The following is a 20,392-nucleotide window of genomic DNA, read 5'->3' as shown; positions in this document are numbered from 1 at the left end:
TGGGAGTGGTGCGCATTATAGGGAGTTAAAATGGGTCGTCAACGACTTTTCGCAGAAAGATGACAAAGGACCTCCCCCCTCTATATCTATATCTATACAGAAGCTACACACCTTCCGCTGCGGCCTCATCGCACATCAGCAGCTGCCGAGCCGCTGCACCATTCGACCTGTATTAAAGAAGGCGCCATCGTAGCCCCCTCAAGGCAGGCTCCCCTGATTCATACGCGCGTTGCAGGTTACCGCCTCGGAAAACCTTCCTCCATCCTCCGCTCGTCACGGTCAATCCCGTGGCCTGATTTGACGACCTGAACTGAGATGGCGCGAAAGCGTTGAAAGCGCATGAGGGAAACAGCGACGGTTTCCGGCCCTTTCGCCTGTAGTTTTCACTACTGATACTATGACAAATCGCACGGAGACCCTCGAGTCTGCCGGCTCCATCTCCCGATCCGTCAATCCTACGCGGTCCGTCACCCTTAGCGGCTTCCGTGAGAAAGCGGAAGTCATCAACGAATCGAGCGCCTACAAAGCCCTCTACCGCTTCTGACACCCCGAACACCACAACACCACCAAATGGCTCAGCAACGAAGCCCCCCGCCACAACACCCAGCACACCCCAGACACCAATCCCCACCACGCCTTCACGACCCGGGTCGCCCAACGCATCGGCCTCTTCAAGTGGCAGAGCGAAATCCGGATAGCACGCAGCGACCTTCCGACCTTCCCGGCGGCGCAGGATTATTGGGCATTGAGGGATGCGCCGGGTTGGCGGTCGATATAGGTAAACCTTGCGGAAAGAGAAATGCAAAAAGGCCGACTCATTGCTGAGCCGGCCTTTTCAAATTTGGTCGGGACGGAGTGATTCGAACACTCGACCCCTTGCACCCCATGCAAGTGCGCTACCAGGCTGCGCTACGCCCCGACGTTGCTTTTGAGTTCCCTCAGAAGCGGATCGCACTATACCCCAAGCATTTGCTTTGGAGAAGTGCTTTTTTCATTTTTTTCAGTTACTTGCGCAGCACATGCAGTACGTCTTCCAATTCGGCAATCATCTGCCGGATCAGTTGCTTGTACTGGGTGGCGTCCTCGCGTGCTTCGTCGCCGGTGAGGCGCTGGCGAGCGCCGCCGATGGTGAAGCCCTGGTCGTAGAGCAGCGCGCGGATCTGGCGAATCATGAGCACGTCCTGGCGCTGGTAGTAGCGCCGGTTGCCCCTTCGCTTGACCGGGTTGAGTTGCGGGAACTCCTGTTCCCAGTACCGCAGCACGTGCGGCTTCACCGCGCAAAGATCGCTCACTTCACCGATGGTGAAGTAGCGCTTGCCCGGAATGGGGGGCAGCTCGTCGTTATGACTTGGTTCCAGCATAAGCCTCAACCCTGGCCTTCAGTTTCTGCCCTGGACGAAAGGTGACGACGCGCCGGGCTGTGATCGGGATTTCCTCTCCCGTCTTCGGGTTGCGTCCGGGACGCTGGCGCTTGTCGCGCAGGTCGAAGTTGCCGAAACCCGACAACTTCACCTGTTCGTTATGCTCCAGCGCCTGGCGGATCTCTTCGAAGAAGAGTTCCACCAGTTCCTTGGCTTCCCGCTTATTCAGGCCCAGCTCTTCGTACAGACGTTCAGCAATTTCAGCTTTCGTCAGAGCCCCCATACGCTACTTCCTTAACGTGGCGTTGAACCTTTGTTCCAGCGAGGCGACGATATTCTGCGTAGTCGCGTTCACCTCGTCATCGTTAAGAGTGCGTGATGGATGCTGCCAGGTCAAGCCAACCGCCAAGCTTTTTCTAAGCGGATCAATGCCTTTACCGTGGTAGACGTCAAACAACCTGAGATCCGTCAGCCATTCGCCCGCCATTTCACGGATATTGGCCAGCACGAACTCGGCCGGAGTATCCAGATCGACGATAAGGGCCAGGTCACGGCGCACTTCAGGGAAGCGCGACAGTTCGCTGAATTTCGGCAGACGACCCTTGGCTACTTCGGCCAGGACCAGCTCGAAGAGGTACACCGGGCGATCCAGGTCCAGCGCCTTGGCCAGCTCCGGGTGCAGGGCGCCCAGGTAACCGACCAGCACGCCGTCGCGCTCGATCTTGGCAGTCTGGCCCGGGTGCAGCGCCGGGTGTTCCGCCGGGGAGAAGGTGAAGGCATCGATGGCGCCGGCGTTACCCAGCAGCGCTTCGACGTCGGCTTTCACGTCGAAGAAATCGACGTTTTCGCGACCATTGGCCCAGCCTTCCGGCTGACGGGCACCGCAGACGACACCTGCGAGCATGTTTTCCTGCACCAGCCCTTCCAGCTGACCGACGAAGCGCAGGCCACTTTCGAACAGGCGCACGCGGGTCTGCTGGCGGTTGAGGTTGTGCTGCAGGGACTTCACCAGACCCGGCCAGAGCGAGGCGCGCATCGCGGCCATGTCGGCGGAGATCGGGTTGGCCAGCATCAGCGGCTCGACACCGGGGTGGAACAGCTGGAACAACTTGGGATCGATGAAACTGTAGGTAATGGCTTCCTGGTAGTCGCGGGCGACCAGCAGGCGGCGCAGCGCCGGCAGTTCGGCCTGGGACTCGGACTTGGTGTTCGGCGCCAGGCGAGCCTGCGGGTAGCGGACCGGCAGACGGTTGTAGCCGTACAGGCGGCCCAGCTCTTCGATCAGGTCGACTTCGATAGACACGTCGAAGCGGTGACTCGGCACACCAACGGTCCAGGCATCGGCACCGGCTTTCTGGACATCGAATTCCAAGGCGGTGAGCAGTCGCTCGATCTCGGCGTTTTCCAGGGTCATGCCCAGCATCTGGGTGACGCGCTCGGCACGAAGGGTAACCGGCGCGACCTTCGGCAGGTCGGCTTCGCTGACTTGCTCGACGATGGGGCCAGCTTCGCCGCCCACGATCTGCAGCAGCAGTTCGGTGGCGCGCTCCATGGCGCGACGGGCCAGCTGCGAGTCCACGCCGCGCTCGAAGCGGTGCGAAGCATCGGTGTGCAGGCCATAGGAACGAGCTTTGCCGGCAACAGCGATGTTGTCGAAGAAGGCGCTCTCGAGGAACAGATCACGGGTCTTGGCGCTGACGCCGCTGTGCTCGCCACCCATCACGCCGGCAATGGCCAAGGCGCGTTCGTGGTCGGCGATCACCAGGGTGTCGGCACGCAGGGTAACTTCCTGGCCGTCGAGCAGGACGAGCTTCTCGCCCTCCTCCGCCATGCGCACGCGCACGCCGCCTTTGATCTCGTCGAGGTCGAAGGCGTGCATCGGCTGGCCCAGTTCGATCATCACGTAGTTGGTGATGTCGACGGCGGCGTCGATGCTACGGATATCGGAACGGCGCAGGCGCTCGACCATCCACAGGGGGGTCGGCTTGCTCAGGTCGACATTGCGGACGACGCGACCGAGGTAGCGCGGGCAGGCCTTAGGAGCCAGCAGCTCCACAGTGCGTACTTCGTCGATCTGCGGCGCAACGGCGTTGACCACTACCGGCTTGACCTCGGCGCTGTACAGCGCGCCGACTTCGCGGGCGAGGCCGGTCAGGGACAGGCAGTCGCCACGGTTCGGGGTCAGGCCGATCTCGATGGAGGCGTCATCCAGCTCGAGGTAGTCGCGGATATTGGCGCCCACCGGCGCGTCCGCGGCAAGTTCCATCAGGCCGGCGTTTTCCTCGCTGATTTCCAGCTCTTTGGCCGAGCAGAGCATGCCGTTGGATTCAACGCCGCGCAGCTTGGCTTTCTTGATCTTGAAGTCGCCCGGCAGTTCGGCGCCGATCATGGCGAAGGGGATCTTCAGGCCCGGGCGCACGTTGGGCGCGCCGCAGACGATCTGGAAGGTCTCCGAACCGTTGCTGACCTGACAGACGCGCAGCTTGTCGGCGTCCGGGTGCTGCTCGGTCGACAGCACTTCGCCTACGACCACGCCGCTGAACTGGCCGGCAACCGGGATCACGGCGTCGACCTCGAGGCCCGCCATGGACAGACGAGCCACCAGCTCGTCACGGGATACCTGCGGATTTACCCAGCTCCGCAGCCACTGTTCACTGAATTTCATCCTGCTCTCCTAAATGCGTTGACGGTCGTGCGGGCTAGCGGAACTGGCCGAGGAACCGCAGATCGTTGTCGAAGAACAGGCGCAAGTCGTTCACGCCATAGCGCAACATGGCCAGGCGCTCGATACCCATGCCAAAGGCGAAGCCCTGGTACTTCTCGGGATCGATACCGGACATGCGCAGCACGTCGGGGTGGACCATGCCGCAACCCATGACTTCCAGCCAGCCGGTCTGCTTGCAGACGCGGCAACCCTTGCCGCTGCAGAGCACGCACTGGATGTCGACTTCCGCCGAAGGTTCGGTGAAAGGGAAGAAGGACGGACGGAAGCGGACGGAAAATTCCTTCTCGAAGAAGGCGCGGAGGAATTCTTCGATGGTGCCCTTGAGGTCGGCGAAGCTGACGTCTTCATCGACCAGCAGACCTTCGACCTGGTGGAACATGGGCGAGTGGGTCAGGTCGGAGTCGCAGCGATACACGCGGCCCGGGCAGACAATGCGAATCGGCGGTTTCTGGCTTTCCATGGTGCGGACCTGTACCGGCGAGGTATGGGTGCGCAGCAACATGTTCGCATTGAAGTAGAAGGTGTCGTGCATGGCACGTGCCGGGTGGTGGCCCGGAATGTTGAGCGCTTCGAAGTTGTGGTAATCGTCTTCGACTTCCGGACCCTCGGCCACTTCATAGCCGATGCGGGTGAAGCACTGCTCGATGCGTTCCTTGGTGCGGGTGACCGGATGCAGGCCGCCGGAGGACTGGCCACGGCCCGGCAGGGTCACATCGATGCGCTCGGCAGCCAGCTTGGCGGCGAGGGCGGCGCCCTCCAGCTCGGCCTTGCGGGCGTTCAGCACATCCTGAACCTTTTCCTTGGCGACGTTGATCAGCGCGCCGACCTTGGGGCGCTCTTCGGCCGGCAGGTCGCCCAGGGTCTTCATGACCTGGGTCAGCTCGCCTTTCTTGCCGAGGTAATGAACCCGGATCTGCTCCAGGGCGTTGACGTCTTCGGTGTTCCGCACGGCGTCCAGGGCCTGCGAGACCAGCGCGTCCAGGTTTTCCATGTACCAACTCCAGATACAAAATAGGGGAAGAGCGGTAAGGCTCTTCCCCTATCGGTGACGTTACGTCCGGACCAAGATCCGGTAACTGTCGCGGGGCTTAAGCCAGGCTGGCTTTCGCTTTCTCGACAATTGCGGTAAACGCCGCTTTTTCGTTCACAGCCAGATCGGCCAGGACCTTACGGTCGATCTCGATGGCCGCCTTCTTCAGGCCAGCGATCAGACGGCTGTAGGACAGACCGTTCTGACGAGCACCAGCGTTGATACGGGCGATCCACAGGGCGCGGAACTGACGCTTGCGCTGACGACGGTCACGGTAGGCGTATTGGCCTGCCTTGATTACCGCCTGCTTGGCAACACGGAATACGCGCGAACGCGCGCCGTAGTAGCCTTTTGCGAGCTTCAGAATCTTTTTGTGACGACGACGGGCAATCACGCCACGCTTAACACGAGCCATTTATTTATCCTCTACCAGAAATCAACGCAGACGCAGGGAGCGTGCTACACGGCGAACGTCGGAAGCAGCGAGCATCGAAGTGCCGCGCAGCTGACGCTTACGCTTGGTGGTCATTTTGGTCAGGATGTGGCTCTTGAAAGCGTGCTTGTGCTTGATGCCACCAGCAGTCACTTTGAAGCGCTTTTTGGCGCCACTCTTGGTTTTCATCTTTGGCATGTTTAGTACTCCGCATTCGTTAACAACTGATAACCATCAGGCCTGCCAGTGCCCGGGAGGTTATTTACGCTTCTTGGGAGCGATGACCATCATCAGCTGGCGTCCTTCCAGCTTAGGATGCTGTTCCACGGTGCCGAATTCAGCGAGGTCGGTTTCGACCCGCTTCAACAACTCCATGCCCAGTTCCTGGTGGGCCATCTCACGACCACGGAATCGAAGCGATACCTTGGCCTTGTCCCCTTCATTAAGGAAACGTACCAGGTTGCGTAGTTTTACCTGGTAATCCCCTTCTTCCGTCCCTGGACGAAACTTGATTTCTTTGATCTGTTGCTGGTGCTGGTTTTTCTTCGCAGCAGCGGCTTGCTTCTTCTTCTCGAAGAGATGCTTGCCGTAGTCCATGATGCGGCAGACAGGGGGCACCGCATCAGCAGAAATTTCCACCAGGTCCAGCTTGGCCTCGTCAGCCAGACGGAGTGCCTCATCGATGGAGACCACGCCAATCTGCTGACCGTCAGCACCAATCAGACGAACCTCACGGGCGGTGATGTTCTCGTTGATCGGCGGTTTCGGGAGAGCCCGCTTATCCTGTCTCATTTCACGCTTAATAATGATTACTCCGAGTCTTGGCGACCACGCCGGGAAACCGCCTGAGCGAGCAGCTCCGCGAACTGGGCGACCGGCATCGAGCCGAGGTCTGCCCCCTCGCGCGTACGTACGGCGACGGCCTGCGATTCAACTTCCCTATCACCGATAACCAGCAGATAGGGAACCTTGAGCAAAGTATGCTCGCGGATTTTAAAGCCAATTTTCTCGTTTCTCAAGTCAGACTTGGCACGGAATCCGCTTTGCTCGAGCTGACGCACCACTTCTTCGGCCCATTCGCCCTGCTTGTCAGTGATATTCATCACTACCGCCTGGGTCGGCGCGAGCCACGCCGGGAACAGGCCGGCGTAGTGCTCGATCAGCATGCCGATGAAGCGCTCGAAGGAACCGAGGATCGCGCGATGCAGCATGACCGGACGGGTACGGCTGTTATCTTCGGCGATATAGCTGGCATCCAGGCGCTCCGGCAGGTTCGGATCGTACTGCAGAGTGCCGCACTGCCAGTTACGGCCGAGGCAGTCCTTGAGGGTGAACTCGATCTTCGGACCGTAGAAGGCGCCTTCGCCCGGCTGGTATTCCCACTCCAGGCCGGATTCGTTCAGGGCATCGGCCAGCGCGCTTTCGGCACGGTCCCACAGCTCTTCGGAACCGACGCGCTTGGCCGGGCGAGTGGAAAGTTTCATGGAGACATCGCTGAAACCGAAGTCCGAGTAGACCTGCAGGGTCAGCTTGATGAAGTCGGCCGCCTCTTTCTTCACCTGCTCTTCGGTGCAGAAGATGTGCGCGTCGTCCTGAGTAAAGCCACGCACGCGCATGATGCCGTGCAGCGCGCCGGACGGCTCGTTGCGGTGGCAGGCGCCGAACTCGGCAAGGCGCAGCGGCAGGTCGCGGTAGGACTTCAGGCCCTGGTTGAAGATCTGCACATGGCACGGGCAGTTCATCGGCTTGACCGCGAAGTCGCGGCTTTCCGATGAGGTGGTGAACATGTTTTCGGCGTAATTGGTCCAGTGACCGGAGCGCTCCCAGAGGATGCGATCGACGACCTGCGGGGTGCGCACTTCCACGTAGCCGTGCTCGCGCTGCACCTTGCGCATGTACTGCTCGAGCACCTGGTAAACGGTCCAGCCGTTCGGGTGCCAGAAGACCATGCCCGGCGCTTCTTCCTGGAGGTGGAAGAGGTCGAGCTGCTTGCCGATGCGACGGTGATCGCGCTTTTCGGCTTCCTCGATGCGCTGGATATAGGCTGCCAGCTGCTTCTTGTCCGCCCAGGCAGTGCCATAAACGCGCTGCAGCTGCTCGTTCTTCGAGTCGCCGCGCCAGTAAGCACCGGAAATCTTGGTCAGCTTGAAGGCTTTCAGGAAACGAGTGTTCGGCACGTGCGGGCCGCGGCACATGTCCACGTACTCCTCATGGAAGTACAGACCCATGGCCTTCTCGTCCGGCATGTCGTCGATGAGGCGCAGCTTGTACTCCTCACCACGAGCCTTGAAGGTCTCGATGACTTCGGCACGCGGCGTCATCTTCTTGATGACGTTGTAGTCCTTGTCGATCAGCTCGGCCATGCGCTTCTCGATGGCCACCATGTCTTCGGGGGTGAAGGGGCGCTCGAAGGCAATGTCGTAATAGAAGCCTTCGTCGATCACCGGGCCGATGACCATCTTGGCGGTCGGGTACAACTGCTTGACCGCATGGCCCACCAGGTGAGCGCAGGAGTGGCGGATGATTTCCAGCCCATCCTCGTCCTTCGGGGTGATGATCTGCAGGGTCGCGTCGCTGTCGATGATGTCGCAGGCATCGACCAGGCGGCCGTTGACCTTGCCAGCCAGGGTGGCTTTCGCCAGGCCTGCGCCAATGGATTGCGCCACCTCGGTCACGCTGACCGGATGATCGAAGGAACGCTGACTACCGTCGGGAAGAGTAATGATGGGCATGGCGCCTCCTCTCCTAGTGGTGACCCCTACGAAAGGCCACATGGGTTGGGATGTGCCAGTAAGCGTCGCCCGCCGGGCAGGCCTGCCTCACAGTGGCAGGCGCCTTCTCGGCACCCTGCGCATTCGCGCGCGGACGTAGATCACTGGAAGAAATCGACTACCTGCCCGCAAACGATAGCGGGCAAGGCACGGGATGTTACTGCATGTTTGGGAAGCTGACGAGCGACAAGCCCGGCTTCGCTCAGTACTGCTCGACAAATTCCAGCACAGCACGATTGAAAGACGCAGGGCGAACCACATTCATGCCATGAGACGCTCCGGGAATCGTCACCGTCCGTGCATCAACCAGTGTTGCTTGCAATGCCTGAAGGATTCGCGGAAATGGCTCCGGACTTTTCACCCCGCCGATCAGCAACACCGGTGTTTTCAATTGCGATATCTGACCATGATTAATAGGCAAGGGATGATCGGCCACCTGTCCAACCAATGTCATCGCATTGGCTGTCGCCATTTCGCGAAACTGCCGCGAAGAGCGTGACCAGACTCCCGCCCCACTGACTGTATCAACGAAGAGTTGCAACCCCTCTTCCACCGCTCCGGCGCGAATCATTTCCAGAGCCTGCTGGCGAAACTGATTGCGCTCGACGGGAGATACCGGCGCCTCGATATTCACCGCAGTAAAAACATCATCGGCGAAATCTCCACCGGGATCCGCGAGAATCAATGAGCGCAATTTCTGCGGAGCGGCCTGCGCCACTCGCAGGCAGATATTCCCACCTCGCGAATGCCCCAGCAAATGCACCGGGCCAGACAACTGCTCTAGCAGGGCCAATAAATCCTCAACATGCTGCTGGGTCGTGAAACCAGGCCCTTCGCCATCCCATTGCTCCGGGAAGTAATGACGCAGACTCGGTGCTATCACCCGATAGCGTGCGGACAACGCCTCGACCTGCCCCTGCCAGTAGCGATAGTCGCAGAGCGAGCCATGCACCAGCAGCAATGGCACACCCCACCCGGCCACTTGGCACGTCAGTTCATGACCATTGATCCGATATCGCACTATCTCGTTATTCATTCAGCACTCACACGCAACGCACCACAACAAAGCACACAGACTCTGCAAGGACGATTGACCGACAAAAATCCAGCCTCCCTTTTGCCGGCACATTATCCCCATCAATCAACTAACCCACCCACCTTTCATCAGCCCTTAACATTTAAGGCATGCCTCCCCAATCGCAACAATTCATCTATTCAGTTGACGCGAACAATCAATAGATCACAGAATCACGCCTCACTAAATCACCCTGCATACGGGAGCACCCAGATGTCCAAACTTGCGGAATTCCGCGAAGCCGAGCGCAAACTCCAGGAACAACTCGCCCTGCTCGAAAAACTCAAGAGCGATGGCGGCCTGAAGAAGGAACTGGAGTTCAAGGATCAACTGCAAGCCTTGATGGACCAGTACGGCATGAACCTGCGCAATGTCATCGACATTCTCGACCCGCAGACCGTTGCCGAACCTGCCGCTGCACAGCAGCCGCGCCGCACCCGCCAATTGAAGGTCTACAAGAATCCGCACAATGGCGAGACCATCGAGACCAAGGGTGGCAACCACAAGACCCTGAAAGCCTGGAAACAGCAGTACGGTGGCGACACCGTGGAGTCCTGGCTTCAGTAAGACCGATCTTCCGCGGAGCGCTCCCGCTCCGCGGAATTTCTCCATCGCCCGGCGGCTTCTGACAGACGGCTGTATAAAAACTAGCCATCATTAGAAGAAATCCTTATACTGGCCGGCAGCGAACACCAAACCCAAGGTCGCCCCTCCCAGCACTCCCTACCTGATCCAGGGCAGAAGCTGGGCTCTACAGGGCCACGGCCAGCGCATCCTCCGCATCGATTCCAGAGCACGCCAACCGCGCCAGGAACATTTGCCCGAGCGATCAGCGCCCCACGTCAGACCCCCTGCTTTCACCCAACATCGCAGCCTGACGCGAACAGACCCTCAAGTTTCCAATCGCTGCCATATTCCGGTCACACGCCTTCTGCATTCTCAGATCGCAACCGGAGCTTTTGACGATTTCGACGGTCATAGGACCGTTACCTATTTGGAAAGACAAGACAATGAAAACCTCTCCGCAAATCCTGGAGGCGATCGGCACCCTCTCGGCGGCCTTCGCCCCTCTGAACTGCGTCATCCAGGCCAAGCGCAAGCATGGCTTCAGCTTCACCCTCGTGAACGAGCATGGCATCGCCAAGCACACCGAGCGTCTTTACCCCCAGCAATACCAGGGCGAGGCGCCGCTGAACGCTGTAATCCAGCGCGTGCAAGCCACCATCGCCGCGTGAGCCGGAAAAACGAAAAGCCCCGCCAAAGCGGGGCTTTTGCATTTCTGTCCCTCTATAAAAAAGAAACAAGGCGCTCAGTCCAGGCGGATACCCGCCTTCACCGACTCAATATCCCCAGCCAGCGCCGCATAGCGTTGTGACGGAGCCGCATAGGTCAGCGAATAGGCCGCACCCTCGCCCAGAGCAACCTGCACAGTCTGCTTGAGCACCTCCGTGCCGTTCTGGCTGACGCCGCAATGGACCTCAAGCCCTGCCAACCCACCCAACTTCGTCTCCAGAGGCTTGCTGCACGCCGCCTGAAACCCTTGGCGCATGAAGTCTTTCTGCAGTGTCTTGCGCATCTCGACGATGACGTTCTCGACACTGACCGCCACCCCGGAACCGAGCCGGCTGCGCGTGACTTCCATGACCAAATCCTGGGAGCCGTCCGCCGCCATACGCACGCCGCGCTGACGCACCACCGGCGCATTGGCCGTCGCATCCGCCGGCGAGCGTGAAACCTCCCACCCCTGCGGCCAGATCACCTGCATCTCCGCAAATGCCGGAAGCGGCAGCAGTACACCGAATAGCAACCCGTATCTCAGACCACCCATTATTTCCTCCGACACTCACCAGCACCGCCGGGCGCGCGAGTCATCCCACGCAACTCATGAACCAGTAAATACTGGCGCAACGCCATAAGCGCGCTACACTCACTCTACAGCCGACGGACCGGCTGGCTGATGTCCCGGTGTTAAACGATGTCCTGAAACCCCGCGCTGCAACGCGGGGTTTCTCGTTTCCGCAGCACCGCTCACCCTACGCCAGCGCGCGCCGAACACCTTCGTCAATCACTGCCGCCGTGTAGGGTACGCCGCCGTTCTCGTGATGAATGATGGCTACCACGAGTGCGCGCAGAATGTCGGGACGCCCCATATCCACCGGCTGATCGGGCCGGACACCCAAAGCGCGAGCAACATCCTCTATATAGGCTGCAGTGTCATTTTCACTGCCAGGCGCCCAACGACCAATGGCTTCACGCACGGTATCGATGCCCGCACCGCCCACGCCCGGCACTCCATCCCTAAGTCGATAGCCAATCAGCAGTTTTCCTAGCGCCCGGATGCCGTTTTCCGGCGAGTCGAAGCGAGCAAACCGAGGCTTCAACACTCCAACCTCCAGTCCGACCTGACCCTGCCAGCCATTGCGCGGACTGTAATCGATGTTGCCTGGATTATTGTTGCGGATGCCACGGGTAGAAGTGATCGCCATATTCATCTGCTCCCGGAAAGGATCCAACCCACCCACAACAGGTCGAGCACCTTCAGGCCAATGAGTTTCACCAGACCGACAGGCGCCAATCGGATGCAGGTAAAGGAGGGCTTCCCCGAACACCGGAGCTGGAGAACACTGCGCAGGGCAGTCTGGGGTAAAATTTCAGGCAAACAAAAAGGGCGAACCTTTCGGATCGCCCTTTAAGTACCGCCAGAAGCGGGTTTGTTTGGTAGGCACAATTGGACTCGAACCAACGACCCCCACCATGTCAAGGTGGTGCTCTAACCAACTGAGCTATGTGCCTGTCGTGTGGGGCGCATTCTACGCGACCAACTTGAAGCGTCAAGCACTTTTTTCGCTAAGCCACTGAAAAAGTGAATTTTTTTATGTTCGACCGTCCGTAAATTATTTTGCACGGGCAATTGCCGGGCAGATTCGACTCAGGTAGCATCCGCACATCTCGTAAAAAATAACAAACACAGGTGCATTATGCCGCACACTTCCTACCCCTCCTCCTATTATGCAGCTTCGGCCAACCCGGTCCCGGCCCGTCCTGAACTGCAGGGCGAGGTGGAAACCGATGTCTGCGTGATCGGCGCAGGCTACACCGGCCTGTCGACCGCCCTGTTCCTGTTGGAAAACGGTTTCAAGGTCACCGTGCTGGAAGCCGCCAAGGTCGGTTTCGGCGCGTCGGGCCGCAATGGCGGCCAGATCGTCAACAGCTACAGCCGTGACATCGACGTCATCGAACGCAGCGTCGGCGCCCAGCAGGCGAAGCTGCTGGGCGACATGGCCTTCGAAGGCGGCCGCATCATTCGCGAGCGCATCGCCAAGTACAACATCCAATGCGACCTGAAAGACGGCGGCGTGTTCGCGGCCCTCAGCGCCAAGCAGATGGGCCACCTGGAATCGCAGAAGAAGCTCTGGGAGCGCTTCGGCCACACCCAGCTGGAACTGATGGACGCCAAGCGCATTCGCGAAGTCGTCGGCACCGACAGCTATGTTGGCGGCATGCTCGACATGAGCGGCGGCCACATCCACCCGCTGAACCTCGCCCTGGGCGAAGCCGCGGCCGTGGAATCCCTGGGCGGCGTGATCCACGAGCAGTCCCCGGCGGTGAAGATCGACCGTGGCGCCAACCCGGTGGTGCACACCCCGAAGGGCCGTGTGAAAGCCAAGTTCATCGTGGTGGCCGGTAACGCCTACCTTGGCGGCCTGGTGCCGGAGCTGGCCTCCAAGTCCATGCCGTGCGGCACCCAGGTGATCACCACCGAGCCGCTGAGCGCCGACCTGGCCAAATCGCTGCTGCCGACCGACTATTGCGTCGAGGACTGCAACTACCTGCTCGACTACTACCGCCTGACCAGCGACAACCGCCTGATCTTCGGTGGTGGCGTGGTCTACGGTGCGCGCGACCCGTCGAACATCGAGGCGATCATTCGTCCGAAGATGCTCAAGGTTTTCCCGCAGCTGAAGAACGTGAAGATCGACTTCGCCTGGACCGGCAACTTCCTGCTGACCCTGTCGCGCCTGCCGCAGGTTGGCCGCATCGGCGACAACATCTACTACTCCCAAGGCTGCTCCGGCCACGGTGTGACCTACACCCATCTGGCGGGCAAGTTGCTGGCCGAGGTGCTGCGCGGCCAGGCCGAGCGTTTCGACGCCTTCGCCACCCTGCCGCACTACCCCTTCCCGGGCGGCCGCATGTTCCAGGTTCCGTTCTCCGCGATCGGTGCCTGGTACTACACCCTGCGCGACAAGCTGGGCATCTGACGCCCCGCTTCACACCGCACGAAAAACGGCGCCTCAGGGCGCCGTTTTCTTTTCCGGCATCTTCTCCGGCGGCGACGAGCTGTCGCTGCGGACCTGGGCGTGGCTCATCAGCGCAAAGATCAGGCTGCCGCCTACGATATTCCCCGCCAGCGTCGGCAGGGCGAAGTCGAGAATGTACCCCGACACCGGGACCTCCCCGGCGAACATCAGGTACCCCACTTCGCAGGTGCCCACCACGATGTGGCTGAAGCTGCCCAGCGCCATCAGGTAGGTGACCAGGAAGATAATCCAGACCTTGGCGTTTTCCGCGGCCGGCACCAACCAGACCATGGTGGCGATCATCCAGCCGGAAACGATGCCCTTGGAGAACATCTGCCAGTGGTCGTTCTCCATCACCTCGCGACCGATCTCGAGGAAGGCCTGGTCGGCCTTGGTATCGAAGATCGGCAGGTGCAGCATGCCGTAGGCGAACAACAATGCGCCGACGATATTGCCCGCCAGCACCACCGACCACAGCCGCAGCAACTGGCCGAACTTCGCCAGCGTCGGCTCGCTCATCACTGGTAGCACCGCCGTCAAGGTGTTTTCGGTGAATAGTTGCTGACGCGCGAGAATGATGGCCAGGAAACCGACCGGATAGCCAAGGCTGGTAGTGATCACCGCCATGTCGTGATCCGGCAGGCGCGCGCGGAAGAGCCCCATGGCCATGAGCGACAACCCGATGGTCAGCCCCGCCGACAATGCGGACCACCAGAGCGCCGCCAGCGTCCGGTCCAGCTCGTGGTTACCCTGCAGGCGGATGACTTCGTGCAGCACCAGCGGCCGCGGCGGCTGGCTCTTTTCGACCTTGCGTCGCTCTTCGGCGGAGAGGTCATCCGCCGTGTCGCTGTCCGCCTTGGATTTTCTCGCCTCGCCCTCCGCCGCGGCTTCGTGGCGTGTCTTCTGTTTATCAGTGACGGCCCGTCTGCGCGGCTGGGCTGCGCCGCGCGCCGATTGTTTTTCCGTAGCCATGCAAGGCACCTCGCTGGGGGCATTGCAGAGTTAGGCTACGCCCTTCCCGCTTCGGTTCAGGAAACCTTGCGCATCAGTTGGCGGGGCAGGCAGGTACTGCCTCGCAACTGGAGCCTACCTTCTCCTGGGCGCCCACTTTCTGCGAGAAGCGCGCATCGTCCGGCGCCAGTTGCCGCGCACAACTGGCCGCTGAATCGGCCTCCCGCGGGCAGCCGCGCTCGCCCAGCACGTTGGCCAGGTTGAACCAGCCCGCGGCAAATCCCGGCCTTGCACCCACACTGCGACGCAAAGCCTGCTCGGCATCACCCAGATTACCGTCCGTGTAGCGCGCATTGGCCAGCGCAAACCACCCCAGCGACTCCTGGGGCCAAGCGCGGGTGGCGGATCGATAGGCCTGCTCCGCCAAGGCCGGCTGGCCGGTTTCCTCCAGGTCATGTGCAGCCCGCAACCAGGCCGTCGGCTCCGCGGTTGCCGGCAGGCGATCCGCCGGTACGGTCAGCACTGCCCAGCGCTGGCTGCGTTTCCAGGTCAGGTCGAAGGCGGTGAAGTCGATCAGCAGACGCTTGGTGATCCCCGAACGCAGGATCAGCTCGTGACGGGTGCGGTCGAATCCAACGACCACCGCGAAGTGCCAGACCGGCAGCCAATCGAGCCCCTGGTTCTGCAGAATCAGCACCGGATTGCCCGCCGCCACTTCGCTGAGGATGTTCTCCAATCGCGGTTTGAGCGGATAGACCAGCATGCCCTTCTCACGCGCGGCCGCCACCAGCTCCACTTGCAGACTGCCCTCGCGCCCGGGAATGAACACCCGATCCTTCAGCTCGCGCGGCGTCACGCGAATGCCACGCTGGTTGAGCATGGTCGCCAGCGCAGCCGGGCCGCATTGGAATTCCTGCTGCGGGAAGAACTGTACCTCGCTCAGTTCCACCCGTTCCGGCAACGCGTCCACGCTGGATGGCAACTTCGGCGCCTGCGCACAGCCGCCGAGTGCCACGGCCGCCGCGAGCGCGACGGCCATGGCCCAACGCCTCAACGTTGGCACCTCACGAAGGTGAAGATGTGGGTGATGCAGAGCAGGTCGGTAATCACGAAGATCAACAGGAACAACAGGATGATGCCGATGATGCCGCCAGCAGGCGCCTGGTCCAGTTGCTGGTTGAACTGCGCCAGCTCCTCGTTGGACAGACTCTTGATGCGCTGCTCGACCTTGCTGCGCTCGACGCCCATGGACTGCAGCTTTTTCTGCACACCCTGGTCATCAAGCATCTTCAGCAGTTGCTCGCGGTCGACCTGTTGCTGCTGCGCCTGAAGCACCTCGCCAGTACCCACCATGGCGGCCTGGGCCAACGGGACTTCCGCAACCACACCCAACTGCGCGAACACCAGGACTGCTGCAAGGCTTTTTACCCGTCTTGTTATGGTCATTCTGGGTCACCTCATCATGGACTGCATGCACTAAGCAGGAGAGCGGGCCGCTCGCACGCGAGACAACCGACCGCCACGCTCCCGCCACATCGGCACCAACCGCAGGGCCGCTATCTAGTGAGATTACAGCTCAGGAAAAGAGTTCGAAGCGCAGTTGGCGCCAGTCGGCATCCAGATGCCCCAGGTAGACGCAGGCGAAACCACGGGGAAAGAGAATGTGCTCGGGGCCGACGCCCGGACCTTCGAGTCGCAGCAGGCGGCCCCAGGGGTGGTGGCTGACACGCCCGCGCACATCCTCGAGCGCGCCGCCGCGCCACCAGTGAATGGCGGCTTCGGCATCCTCGATGCCGTCGGGCTGCTCGACGCACACAGGTTCGTCGCGCCAGCCGATCACCCGTTGCGGGTCGAATCCAGCCTGGCGCGCCAGTGGCAACGGTGTGATCCACAGCGCGCCGTCACGCTGCTTGAGCGACACAGCCAAGGGGGACCACTGGGGCTGCTCCAGCGCCCAGAGCAGATCCCCATCGATCGCCAGCGAAGGTTCAGGCTGGGTCTGGATGCGAAAACCGGGGCAGACCAGCGCGCCTTCGTGCAGAGGAATCCGGAGCTCGCTCATGCCGGCTCCGGCAGACAATGGCAGCAAAGGAAGATCATAGCGCGGCGCACTTCATCCTCCCTACGGCTGGCGCGCAAACGGCAGCGGCGATTCTAGGGAATCCAGCAGCTCAGGGCGACTTCTGTTTGGCTTTCTGGCGTTCGAGGAAATCCACTTTCCATTGTTCGACGCCCAGGTGCTCGGAATCCAGATTCGACTCGACGCCGTACTTGGTCTTGAGCGCGGCCACTTCCTCGGCGTGATCGACGAGAAAGCGGTCGAAGCGCTCGACGAGCTCGCCCTGCTTCAGCGTGGAGAGATGGAAGGCGCTGCGCGTGTGCGGCAGCGAAGGATCGAACACCAGCGCCCCCGGTTTCGCGCGGATATTGTCCAGGTAGAAAGTGGCGACCACCACGTTGAAATAAGCGCCGTCGGCCTGCTTCTTCAGCGCGGCGTGGATCATCTGCTTGAGGTCGGCGCTGGGCGCGAGGGTAATCTGCCCCGACTGCACCGGCTGCTCGTAACCGCGCGGCGTCCAGCCCTCCACCAGCGCCAGGCGCTTCAAGGCAGCGAGACCCTTCCCCAGACGCTCCGGCGCCACCAGTACACCATCGACGTACTCGGCCACCGGCTGGCTGTAGCGCAGGGTCGTGCCGGCCTTTTGCCCAGGCGCCCAGTTGGGGTTGTCCGGGTACTTGAAATCGACCTGCCCGGAAAGCAGTGCCGGCAGTAGTGCATCCACCGGCAGCGGGCGGTATTGCAGCGTAATGCCGACGCTGCTGGCGAACAGGTCCAGCGCCTCGCGGGCGAAACCCTGGTAATTGCCCTGCGCGTCGGTGCTGTAGTGCGGTGCGAATGGCAGATTCTCGACGCCGACCACGTAGGTCTGGGCCATACCGACACCTGAAACACCGCTGAAAAGAATGCTGGCAAGCGCGCAGCCGAATGCCTTGAGCTTCAAACGACTCTCCTTGTTACCTGTTGTTCTTGTTCTGTCAGGCGGGTCGGGCGCCCGCCGTGGCGGACTCAGCCACCGGTCATGCTCATGAAGCGCAGTACCTGAACCTGCTGGTCGGCTTCGAAATGATGGCGTTCGGGTTTGAGCTGCAACGCCTGCATCAGCGCCTGGCGCAGGCGCGCGCTGTCGCCGGGGTGATCGCGCAGCAACTGGCGCAGGTCCAGTGCGCCTTCGTGGCCGAGACAGAGCACCAGTTTGCCCTCAGCGGTCACTCGCACCCGATTGCAGTCGCCGCAGAAGTTGTGGCTGTGCGGCGAGATGAAGCCGATGCGGCTGGTGTAGCCGTCGATGCGGTAGTAGCGCGATGGACCACCACTACGTTCAGGCGTGGGCAGCAGTTGCCAGCGCTCGGCGAGCTGCGCGCGAACTTCGTCGCTGCTGCACAGCGTCTGCTTTCGCTCATGGCTGCTGACGCTGCCCAGCGGCATCTCCTCGATGAAACTGATGTCGATGCCCTTCTCCAGGGCGAAGGCCACCAGGTCGCGGACTTCGTCGTCGTTGCGGCCCTTCTGGACCACGGCATTGAGCTTGATGCGCTCGAAGCCGGCCTCGCGGGCGGCGTCGATGCCGTCGAGCACCTGCTCAAGCTTGTCGGAGCGGGTGAAGGCGGCGAAGCGTTCGCGGCGCAGCGAGTCAAGGCTGATATTCAGCCGGCGCACGCCGGCTGCGCGCAGCTCGGTCGCGCGCTCGCGCAGTTGCGAGCCATTGGTGGTGATGGACAGATCGTCCAGCTCCGGGCGTGCGCCCAGCCTTGCCAGCAGACCAGTCAGGCCTTTGCGCACCAGCGGCTCGCCGCCGGTGATGCGGATGCGCTTCACGCCCAGGCCGATGAAGGCGTCGGCGACGGCTTCGAGCTCCTCAAGGCTCAACACCTGGTCGCGCGGCAGGAACTGCATGTCTTCGCTCATGCAGTAGGTGCAGCGGAAGTCGCAGCGGTCGGTGACCGACAGGCGCAGGTAGGTGATGCGTCGACCGAAGGGGTCGACCAACTGGGAATCGGACATGGGCAGTGGGAAGTTCCGGATGGCAGGCGCCGAACGAAAGTGCGCTAGAAATACCTTAGAACACCGCCGCTGTACACACAAAATCGACTCGCGAGTCAGGAAATTGCACGCCAGTACCGCGACAGGCCCCGAGTTGAGGGGCTCCAGAGCCCGGTGCTACCATGCCCGGCTCTGTTCTGTGACAACAGCAATAAAAGAAAGAAGACCAGCCAATGACCAGCATTCGCGAGCGTAACCGTCGCCTCATCCTTCGCGCAGCCAGCGAAGAATTCGCCGAGAAGGGTTTCGCGGCGACCAAGACCAGCGACATCGCCGCTCGCGCCGGGCTGCCCAAGCCCAACGTCTACTACTACTTCCAGTCCAAGGAAAATCTCTACCGCTGCGTGCTGGAAAGCGTCGTGGAGCCGCTGCTGCAGGCCTCCGCGCCGTTCCGCGAGGACGACGAGCCAAGCGAGGCGCTGCGCGCCTACATCCGCTCCAAGGTGAAGATTTCCCAGGAACTGCCGCACGCGTCGAAGGTGTTCGCCAGCGAACTGATGCACGGTGCGCCGCACCTGCCCAAGGAATACCTGGATGAGCTGAACGCACAGGCGCAACGCAATATCGCCTGCCTGCAGAGCTGGATCGACCGCGGCCTGCTGGCGCCGGTGGACCCGCACCACCTGCTGTTCACCATCTGGGCGGCGACCCAGACCTACGCCGATTTCGACTGGCAGATTTCCATTGTCACCGGCAAGACCAGCCTGAGCGACGCGGACTTCGAGGCAGCCACCGATACCATTACCCGCCTGGTGCTGCGTGGCACCGCGCCGGATGGCGGCGCCGAGCCGAGGCCACAGGGGCGGTTGCGGCCATTGTCGATCTGATCGCCCATCAATGCCGAGGACACTCGGCGCGAGACTTGCCCTCTCCCCCCGCCCTCTCCCTGAAGGGAGAGGGAGCTTTCCGCGACGGCTGACACCAAGGCCTCATCCTACTCCGTACGGTCCCCTCTCCCTTCAGGGAGAGGGTTAGGGAGAGGGAAATCGCCGTCACGAGATATCCAGTCCCCGTATTGCGCGCGAACCCGCCGCACACCTGAAGCTTCCGGCGTAAAGGGTGGTTCGTGGGCATGCCCCGCTCCTACAGGTAACGCCGGGCGCGGGCGCGCGATGAACTGCGCGCCCTTCCCTTCTGTGATCAGCCCGCGTCAGCCACCAGGCCCAGCGCCTGCACACCACGGATCGCGCATTGCTCGTCGATGTCCGAGGCATCGCCGCTGATACCGATGGCGCCTATCACTTCATTGGCCGAATTGCGGATCAGCACGCCGCCCGGCGCGGGCACCACGTTGCCCTGCGCCAAGGTGTTCACCGCGGCGATGAACGACGGGCGCTGCTGAGCGTCCGCCGCCAGCACGCGCGACGACTTGCCCAGCGCCACCGCGCCCCAGGCCTTGCCGATGGCGATCTGCGGGCGAAGCATGCTCGCGCCATCCTCGCGTTGCAGGCTCAACAGGTGCCCGCCGGCATCCAGCACGGCAATGGTCAGCGGTGCGGTGGACAACTCGCGGCTGGCGACCAGAGCGTGGCGGGTGATGTCCAGTGCGGTTTCCAGATTCAGGGTGCTCATGAGGTTTTCCTTTTCAAGTTGATAAGACCGATCAAGGTGGATAAGCCGGGGCAACGCCGCGCGTAGAGGTC

The 20,392-nt window shown here is 61.5% G+C and carries 22 protein-coding genes and 2 tRNA genes; 4 read left to right on the top strand and 20 right to left on the bottom strand.

The window, feature by feature from the left end; genetic code table 11:
- Window positions 1-842: 842 nt before the first annotated feature.
- The 10 genes from C167_RS0101405 to C167_RS0101360 all read right to left on the bottom strand — a co-directional run bounded on the left by C167_RS0101405 (window position 843) and on the right by C167_RS0101360 (window position 9,356).
- Window positions 843-919: transfer RNA gene (locus C167_RS0101405), tRNA-Pro, on the bottom strand.
- A gap of 85 nt (window positions 920-1,004) precedes the next feature.
- The gene (locus tag C167_RS0101400; RefSeq protein ID WP_015476661.1) at window positions 1,005-1,361 is read right to left on the bottom strand and encodes a MerR family transcriptional regulator; all 357 of its coding nucleotides are present in this window, start codon (window positions 1,359-1,361) and stop codon (window positions 1,005-1,007) included.
- Window positions 1,342-1,644 carry an integration host factor subunit alpha gene (gene ihfA, locus C167_RS0101395; RefSeq protein WP_003090661.1) on the bottom strand — a complete coding sequence of 101 codons (303 nt, stop codon included), beginning with the start codon at window positions 1,642-1,644 and terminating at the stop codon, window positions 1,342-1,344. Before ihfA ends, C167_RS0101400 begins: the two co-directional genes overlap by 20 nt.
- Before the next feature lie 3 nt (window positions 1,645-1,647).
- Window positions 1,648-4,026 (bottom strand): phenylalanine--tRNA ligase subunit beta, encoded by a 2,379-nt coding sequence (gene pheT / locus C167_RS0101390; protein WP_017516493.1) that lies wholly within the window; start codon window positions 4,024-4,026, stop codon window positions 1,648-1,650.
- Between the two features lie 34 nt (window positions 4,027-4,060).
- A complete protein-coding gene (gene pheS, locus C167_RS0101385) occupies window positions 4,061-5,077 on the bottom strand; it encodes a phenylalanine--tRNA ligase subunit alpha (protein WP_017516492.1) in 1,017 nt (338 codons plus the stop codon).
- A gap of 97 nt (window positions 5,078-5,174) precedes the next feature.
- Complete coding sequence (rplT, locus tag C167_RS0101380; protein WP_003099086.1) at window positions 5,175-5,531, bottom strand: 50S ribosomal protein L20; 357 nt, start codon at window positions 5,529-5,531, stop codon at window positions 5,175-5,177.
- A 21-nt stretch (window positions 5,532-5,552) separates the two neighbouring features.
- On the bottom strand, window positions 5,553-5,747 hold the full coding sequence (gene rpmI, locus C167_RS0101375; protein WP_017516491.1) for a 50S ribosomal protein L35: 195 nt from the start codon (window positions 5,745-5,747) through the stop codon (window positions 5,553-5,555).
- A 60-nt stretch (window positions 5,748-5,807) separates the two neighbouring features.
- The gene (gene infC, locus C167_RS0101370) at window positions 5,808-6,359 is read right to left on the bottom strand and encodes a translation initiation factor IF-3 (RefSeq protein WP_172419227.1); all 552 of its coding nucleotides are present in this window, start codon (window positions 6,357-6,359) and stop codon (window positions 5,808-5,810) included.
- Window positions 6,359-8,281 (bottom strand): threonine--tRNA ligase, encoded by a 1,923-nt coding sequence (gene thrS, locus C167_RS0101365; protein WP_017516489.1) that lies wholly within the window; start codon window positions 8,279-8,281, stop codon window positions 6,359-6,361. Before thrS ends, infC begins: the two co-directional genes overlap by 1 nt.
- A 241-nt stretch (window positions 8,282-8,522) precedes the next feature.
- A complete protein-coding gene (locus C167_RS0101360; RefSeq protein WP_026078726.1) occupies window positions 8,523-9,356 on the bottom strand; it encodes an alpha/beta fold hydrolase in 834 nt (277 codons plus the stop codon).
- Window positions 9,357-9,608: 252 nt separating this feature from the next.
- Between C167_RS0101360 and C167_RS0101355 the strand changes: the two genes are divergently transcribed.
- Both C167_RS0101355 and C167_RS0101350 read left to right on the top strand, forming a co-directional pair.
- Window positions 9,609-9,962, top strand: coding sequence for a histone-like nucleoid-structuring protein, MvaT/MvaU family (locus tag C167_RS0101355; protein ID WP_017516487.1), 354 nt, complete (start codon window positions 9,609-9,611; stop codon window positions 9,960-9,962).
- Window positions 9,963-10,405: 443 nt separating this feature from the next.
- Window positions 10,406-10,630 (top strand): hypothetical protein, encoded by a 225-nt coding sequence (locus tag C167_RS0101350; RefSeq protein ID WP_017516486.1) that lies wholly within the window; start codon window positions 10,406-10,408, stop codon window positions 10,628-10,630.
- Between the two features lie 74 nt (window positions 10,631-10,704).
- Here C167_RS0101350 and C167_RS0101345 read toward each other — a convergent pair whose 3' ends face one another.
- From C167_RS0101345 to C167_RS0101335, 3 genes are all read right to left on the bottom strand, one after another.
- Complete coding sequence (locus C167_RS0101345; RefSeq protein ID WP_017516485.1) at window positions 10,705-11,223, bottom strand: DUF4946 domain-containing protein; 519 nt, start codon at window positions 11,221-11,223, stop codon at window positions 10,705-10,707.
- 205 nt (window positions 11,224-11,428) lie between these two features.
- Entirely contained in the window at window positions 11,429-11,881 is a 453-nt protein-coding gene (locus tag C167_RS0101340; RefSeq protein WP_017516484.1) for a structural protein, read from the bottom strand.
- Window positions 11,882-12,111: 230 nt separating this feature from the next.
- Window positions 12,112-12,188: transfer RNA gene (locus tag C167_RS0101335), tRNA-Val, on the bottom strand.
- Window positions 12,189-12,373: 185 nt separating this feature from the next.
- Here C167_RS0101335 and C167_RS0101330 point away from each other — a divergent pair.
- Window positions 12,374-13,657 carry an NAD(P)/FAD-dependent oxidoreductase gene (locus C167_RS0101330; protein WP_017516483.1) on the top strand — a complete coding sequence of 428 codons (1,284 nt, stop codon included), beginning with the start codon at window positions 12,374-12,376 and terminating at the stop codon, window positions 13,655-13,657.
- A 33-nt stretch (window positions 13,658-13,690) separates the two neighbouring features.
- On the opposite strand, the gene C167_RS0101325 is transcribed toward C167_RS0101330, so the two are convergent.
- The 6 genes from C167_RS0101325 to moaA form a co-directional block, all read right to left on the bottom strand.
- Complete coding sequence (locus tag C167_RS0101325; RefSeq protein ID WP_017516482.1) at window positions 13,691-14,668, bottom strand: formate/nitrite transporter family protein; 978 nt, start codon at window positions 14,666-14,668, stop codon at window positions 13,691-13,693.
- Between the two features lie 73 nt (window positions 14,669-14,741).
- Window positions 14,742-15,686 (bottom strand): PA2778 family cysteine peptidase, encoded by a 945-nt coding sequence (locus tag C167_RS0101320; RefSeq protein WP_017516481.1) that lies wholly within the window; start codon window positions 15,684-15,686, stop codon window positions 14,742-14,744.
- Between the two features lie 11 nt (window positions 15,687-15,697).
- Complete coding sequence (locus C167_RS0101315) at window positions 15,698-16,093, bottom strand: PA2779 family protein (RefSeq protein WP_026078724.1); 396 nt, start codon at window positions 16,091-16,093, stop codon at window positions 15,698-15,700.
- 130 nt (window positions 16,094-16,223) lie between these two features.
- On the bottom strand, window positions 16,224-16,709 hold the full coding sequence (locus C167_RS0101310) for a hypothetical protein (protein WP_017516479.1): 486 nt from the start codon (window positions 16,707-16,709) through the stop codon (window positions 16,224-16,226).
- 109 nt (window positions 16,710-16,818) lie between these two features.
- Window positions 16,819-17,583, bottom strand: a complete 765-nt coding sequence (locus C167_RS0101305; RefSeq protein WP_085988827.1) for a substrate-binding periplasmic protein — start codon at window positions 17,581-17,583, stop codon at window positions 16,819-16,821.
- Between the two features lie 131 nt (window positions 17,584-17,714).
- Window positions 17,715-18,710, bottom strand: a complete 996-nt coding sequence (gene moaA / locus C167_RS0101300) for a GTP 3',8-cyclase MoaA (RefSeq protein WP_017516477.1) — start codon at window positions 18,708-18,710, stop codon at window positions 17,715-17,717.
- A 212-nt stretch (window positions 18,711-18,922) separates the two neighbouring features.
- Here moaA and C167_RS0101295 point away from each other — a divergent pair, with 212 nt between their 5' ends.
- The gene (locus C167_RS0101295; protein ID WP_017516476.1) at window positions 18,923-19,576 is read left to right on the top strand and encodes a TetR/AcrR family transcriptional regulator; all 654 of its coding nucleotides are present in this window, start codon (window positions 18,923-18,925) and stop codon (window positions 19,574-19,576) included.
- Window positions 19,577-19,889: 313 nt separating this feature from the next.
- Here C167_RS0101295 and C167_RS0101290 read toward each other — a convergent pair whose 3' ends face one another.
- Complete coding sequence (locus tag C167_RS0101290) at window positions 19,890-20,321, bottom strand: GlcG/HbpS family heme-binding protein (RefSeq protein ID WP_017516475.1); 432 nt, start codon at window positions 20,319-20,321, stop codon at window positions 19,890-19,892.
- Between the last annotated feature and the right edge of the window lie 71 nt (window positions 20,322-20,392).

Origin of the sequence: Pseudomonas nitroreducens TX1 (assembly GCF_000313755.1) — a bacterium.
GTDB classification, from domain to species: domain Bacteria; phylum Pseudomonadota; class Gammaproteobacteria; order Pseudomonadales; family Pseudomonadaceae; genus Pseudomonas; species Pseudomonas nitroreducens_A.
The sequence above is the reverse complement of the archived record's forward strand: the minus strand, read 5'-3'. Positions and strand labels throughout refer to the sequence as shown.

Excerpts from the sequence above, each read along its gene's own strand:
- C167_RS0101360 (WP_026078726.1), bottom strand. The coding sequence starts at position 9,356 with ATGAATAACGAGATAGTGCGATATCGGATCAATGGTCATGAACTGACG.
- C167_RS0101295 (WP_017516476.1), top strand. The coding sequence starts at position 18,923 with ATGACCAGCATTCGCGAGCGTAACCGTCGCCTCATCCTTCGCGCAGCC.
- C167_RS0101400 (WP_015476661.1), bottom strand. The coding sequence starts at position 1,361 with ATGCTGGAACCAAGTCATAACGACGAGCTGCCCCCCATTCCGGGCAAG.
- C167_RS0101305 (WP_085988827.1), bottom strand. The coding sequence starts at position 17,583 with ATGGCCCAGACCTACGTGGTCGGCGTCGAGAATCTGCCATTCGCACCG.
- pheS (WP_017516492.1), bottom strand. The coding sequence starts at position 5,077 with ATGGAAAACCTGGACGCGCTGGTCTCGCAGGCCCTGGACGCCGTGCGG.
- C167_RS0101330 (WP_017516483.1), top strand. The coding sequence starts at position 12,374 with ATGCCGCACACTTCCTACCCCTCCTCCTATTATGCAGCTTCGGCCAAC.
- thrS (WP_017516489.1), bottom strand. The coding sequence starts at position 8,281 with ATGCCCATCATTACTCTTCCCGACGGTAGTCAGCGTTCCTTCGATCAT.
- ihfA (WP_003090661.1), bottom strand. The coding sequence starts at position 1,644 with ATGGGGGCTCTGACGAAAGCTGAAATTGCTGAACGTCTGTACGAAGAG.
- C167_RS0101315 (WP_026078724.1), bottom strand. The coding sequence starts at position 16,093 with ATGACCATAACAAGACGGGTAAAAAGCCTTGCAGCAGTCCTGGTGTTC.
- C167_RS0101350 (WP_017516486.1), top strand. The coding sequence starts at position 10,406 with ATGAAAACCTCTCCGCAAATCCTGGAGGCGATCGGCACCCTCTCGGCG.
- rplT (WP_003099086.1), bottom strand. The coding sequence starts at position 5,531 with ATGGCTCGTGTTAAGCGTGGCGTGATTGCCCGTCGTCGTCACAAAAAG.
- rpmI (WP_017516491.1), bottom strand. The coding sequence starts at position 5,747 with ATGCCAAAGATGAAAACCAAGAGTGGCGCCAAAAAGCGCTTCAAAGTG.
- C167_RS0101310 (WP_017516479.1), bottom strand. The coding sequence starts at position 16,709 with ATGAGCGAGCTCCGGATTCCTCTGCACGAAGGCGCGCTGGTCTGCCCC.
- C167_RS0101340 (WP_017516484.1), bottom strand. The coding sequence starts at position 11,881 with ATGGCGATCACTTCTACCCGTGGCATCCGCAACAATAATCCAGGCAAC.
- C167_RS0101320 (WP_017516481.1), bottom strand. The coding sequence starts at position 15,686 with ATGGCCGTCGCGCTCGCGGCGGCCGTGGCACTCGGCGGCTGTGCGCAG.
- moaA (WP_017516477.1), bottom strand. The coding sequence starts at position 18,710 with ATGTCCGATTCCCAGTTGGTCGACCCCTTCGGTCGACGCATCACCTAC.
- C167_RS0101325 (WP_017516482.1), bottom strand. The coding sequence starts at position 14,668 with ATGGCTACGGAAAAACAATCGGCGCGCGGCGCAGCCCAGCCGCGCAGA.
- C167_RS0101345 (WP_017516485.1), bottom strand. The coding sequence starts at position 11,223 with ATGGGTGGTCTGAGATACGGGTTGCTATTCGGTGTACTGCTGCCGCTT.
- pheT (WP_017516493.1), bottom strand. The coding sequence starts at position 4,026 with ATGAAATTCAGTGAACAGTGGCTGCGGAGCTGGGTAAATCCGCAGGTA.
- C167_RS0101355 (WP_017516487.1), top strand. The coding sequence starts at position 9,609 with ATGTCCAAACTTGCGGAATTCCGCGAAGCCGAGCGCAAACTCCAGGAA.
- C167_RS0101290 (WP_017516475.1), bottom strand. The coding sequence starts at position 20,321 with ATGAGCACCCTGAATCTGGAAACCGCACTGGACATCACCCGCCACGCT.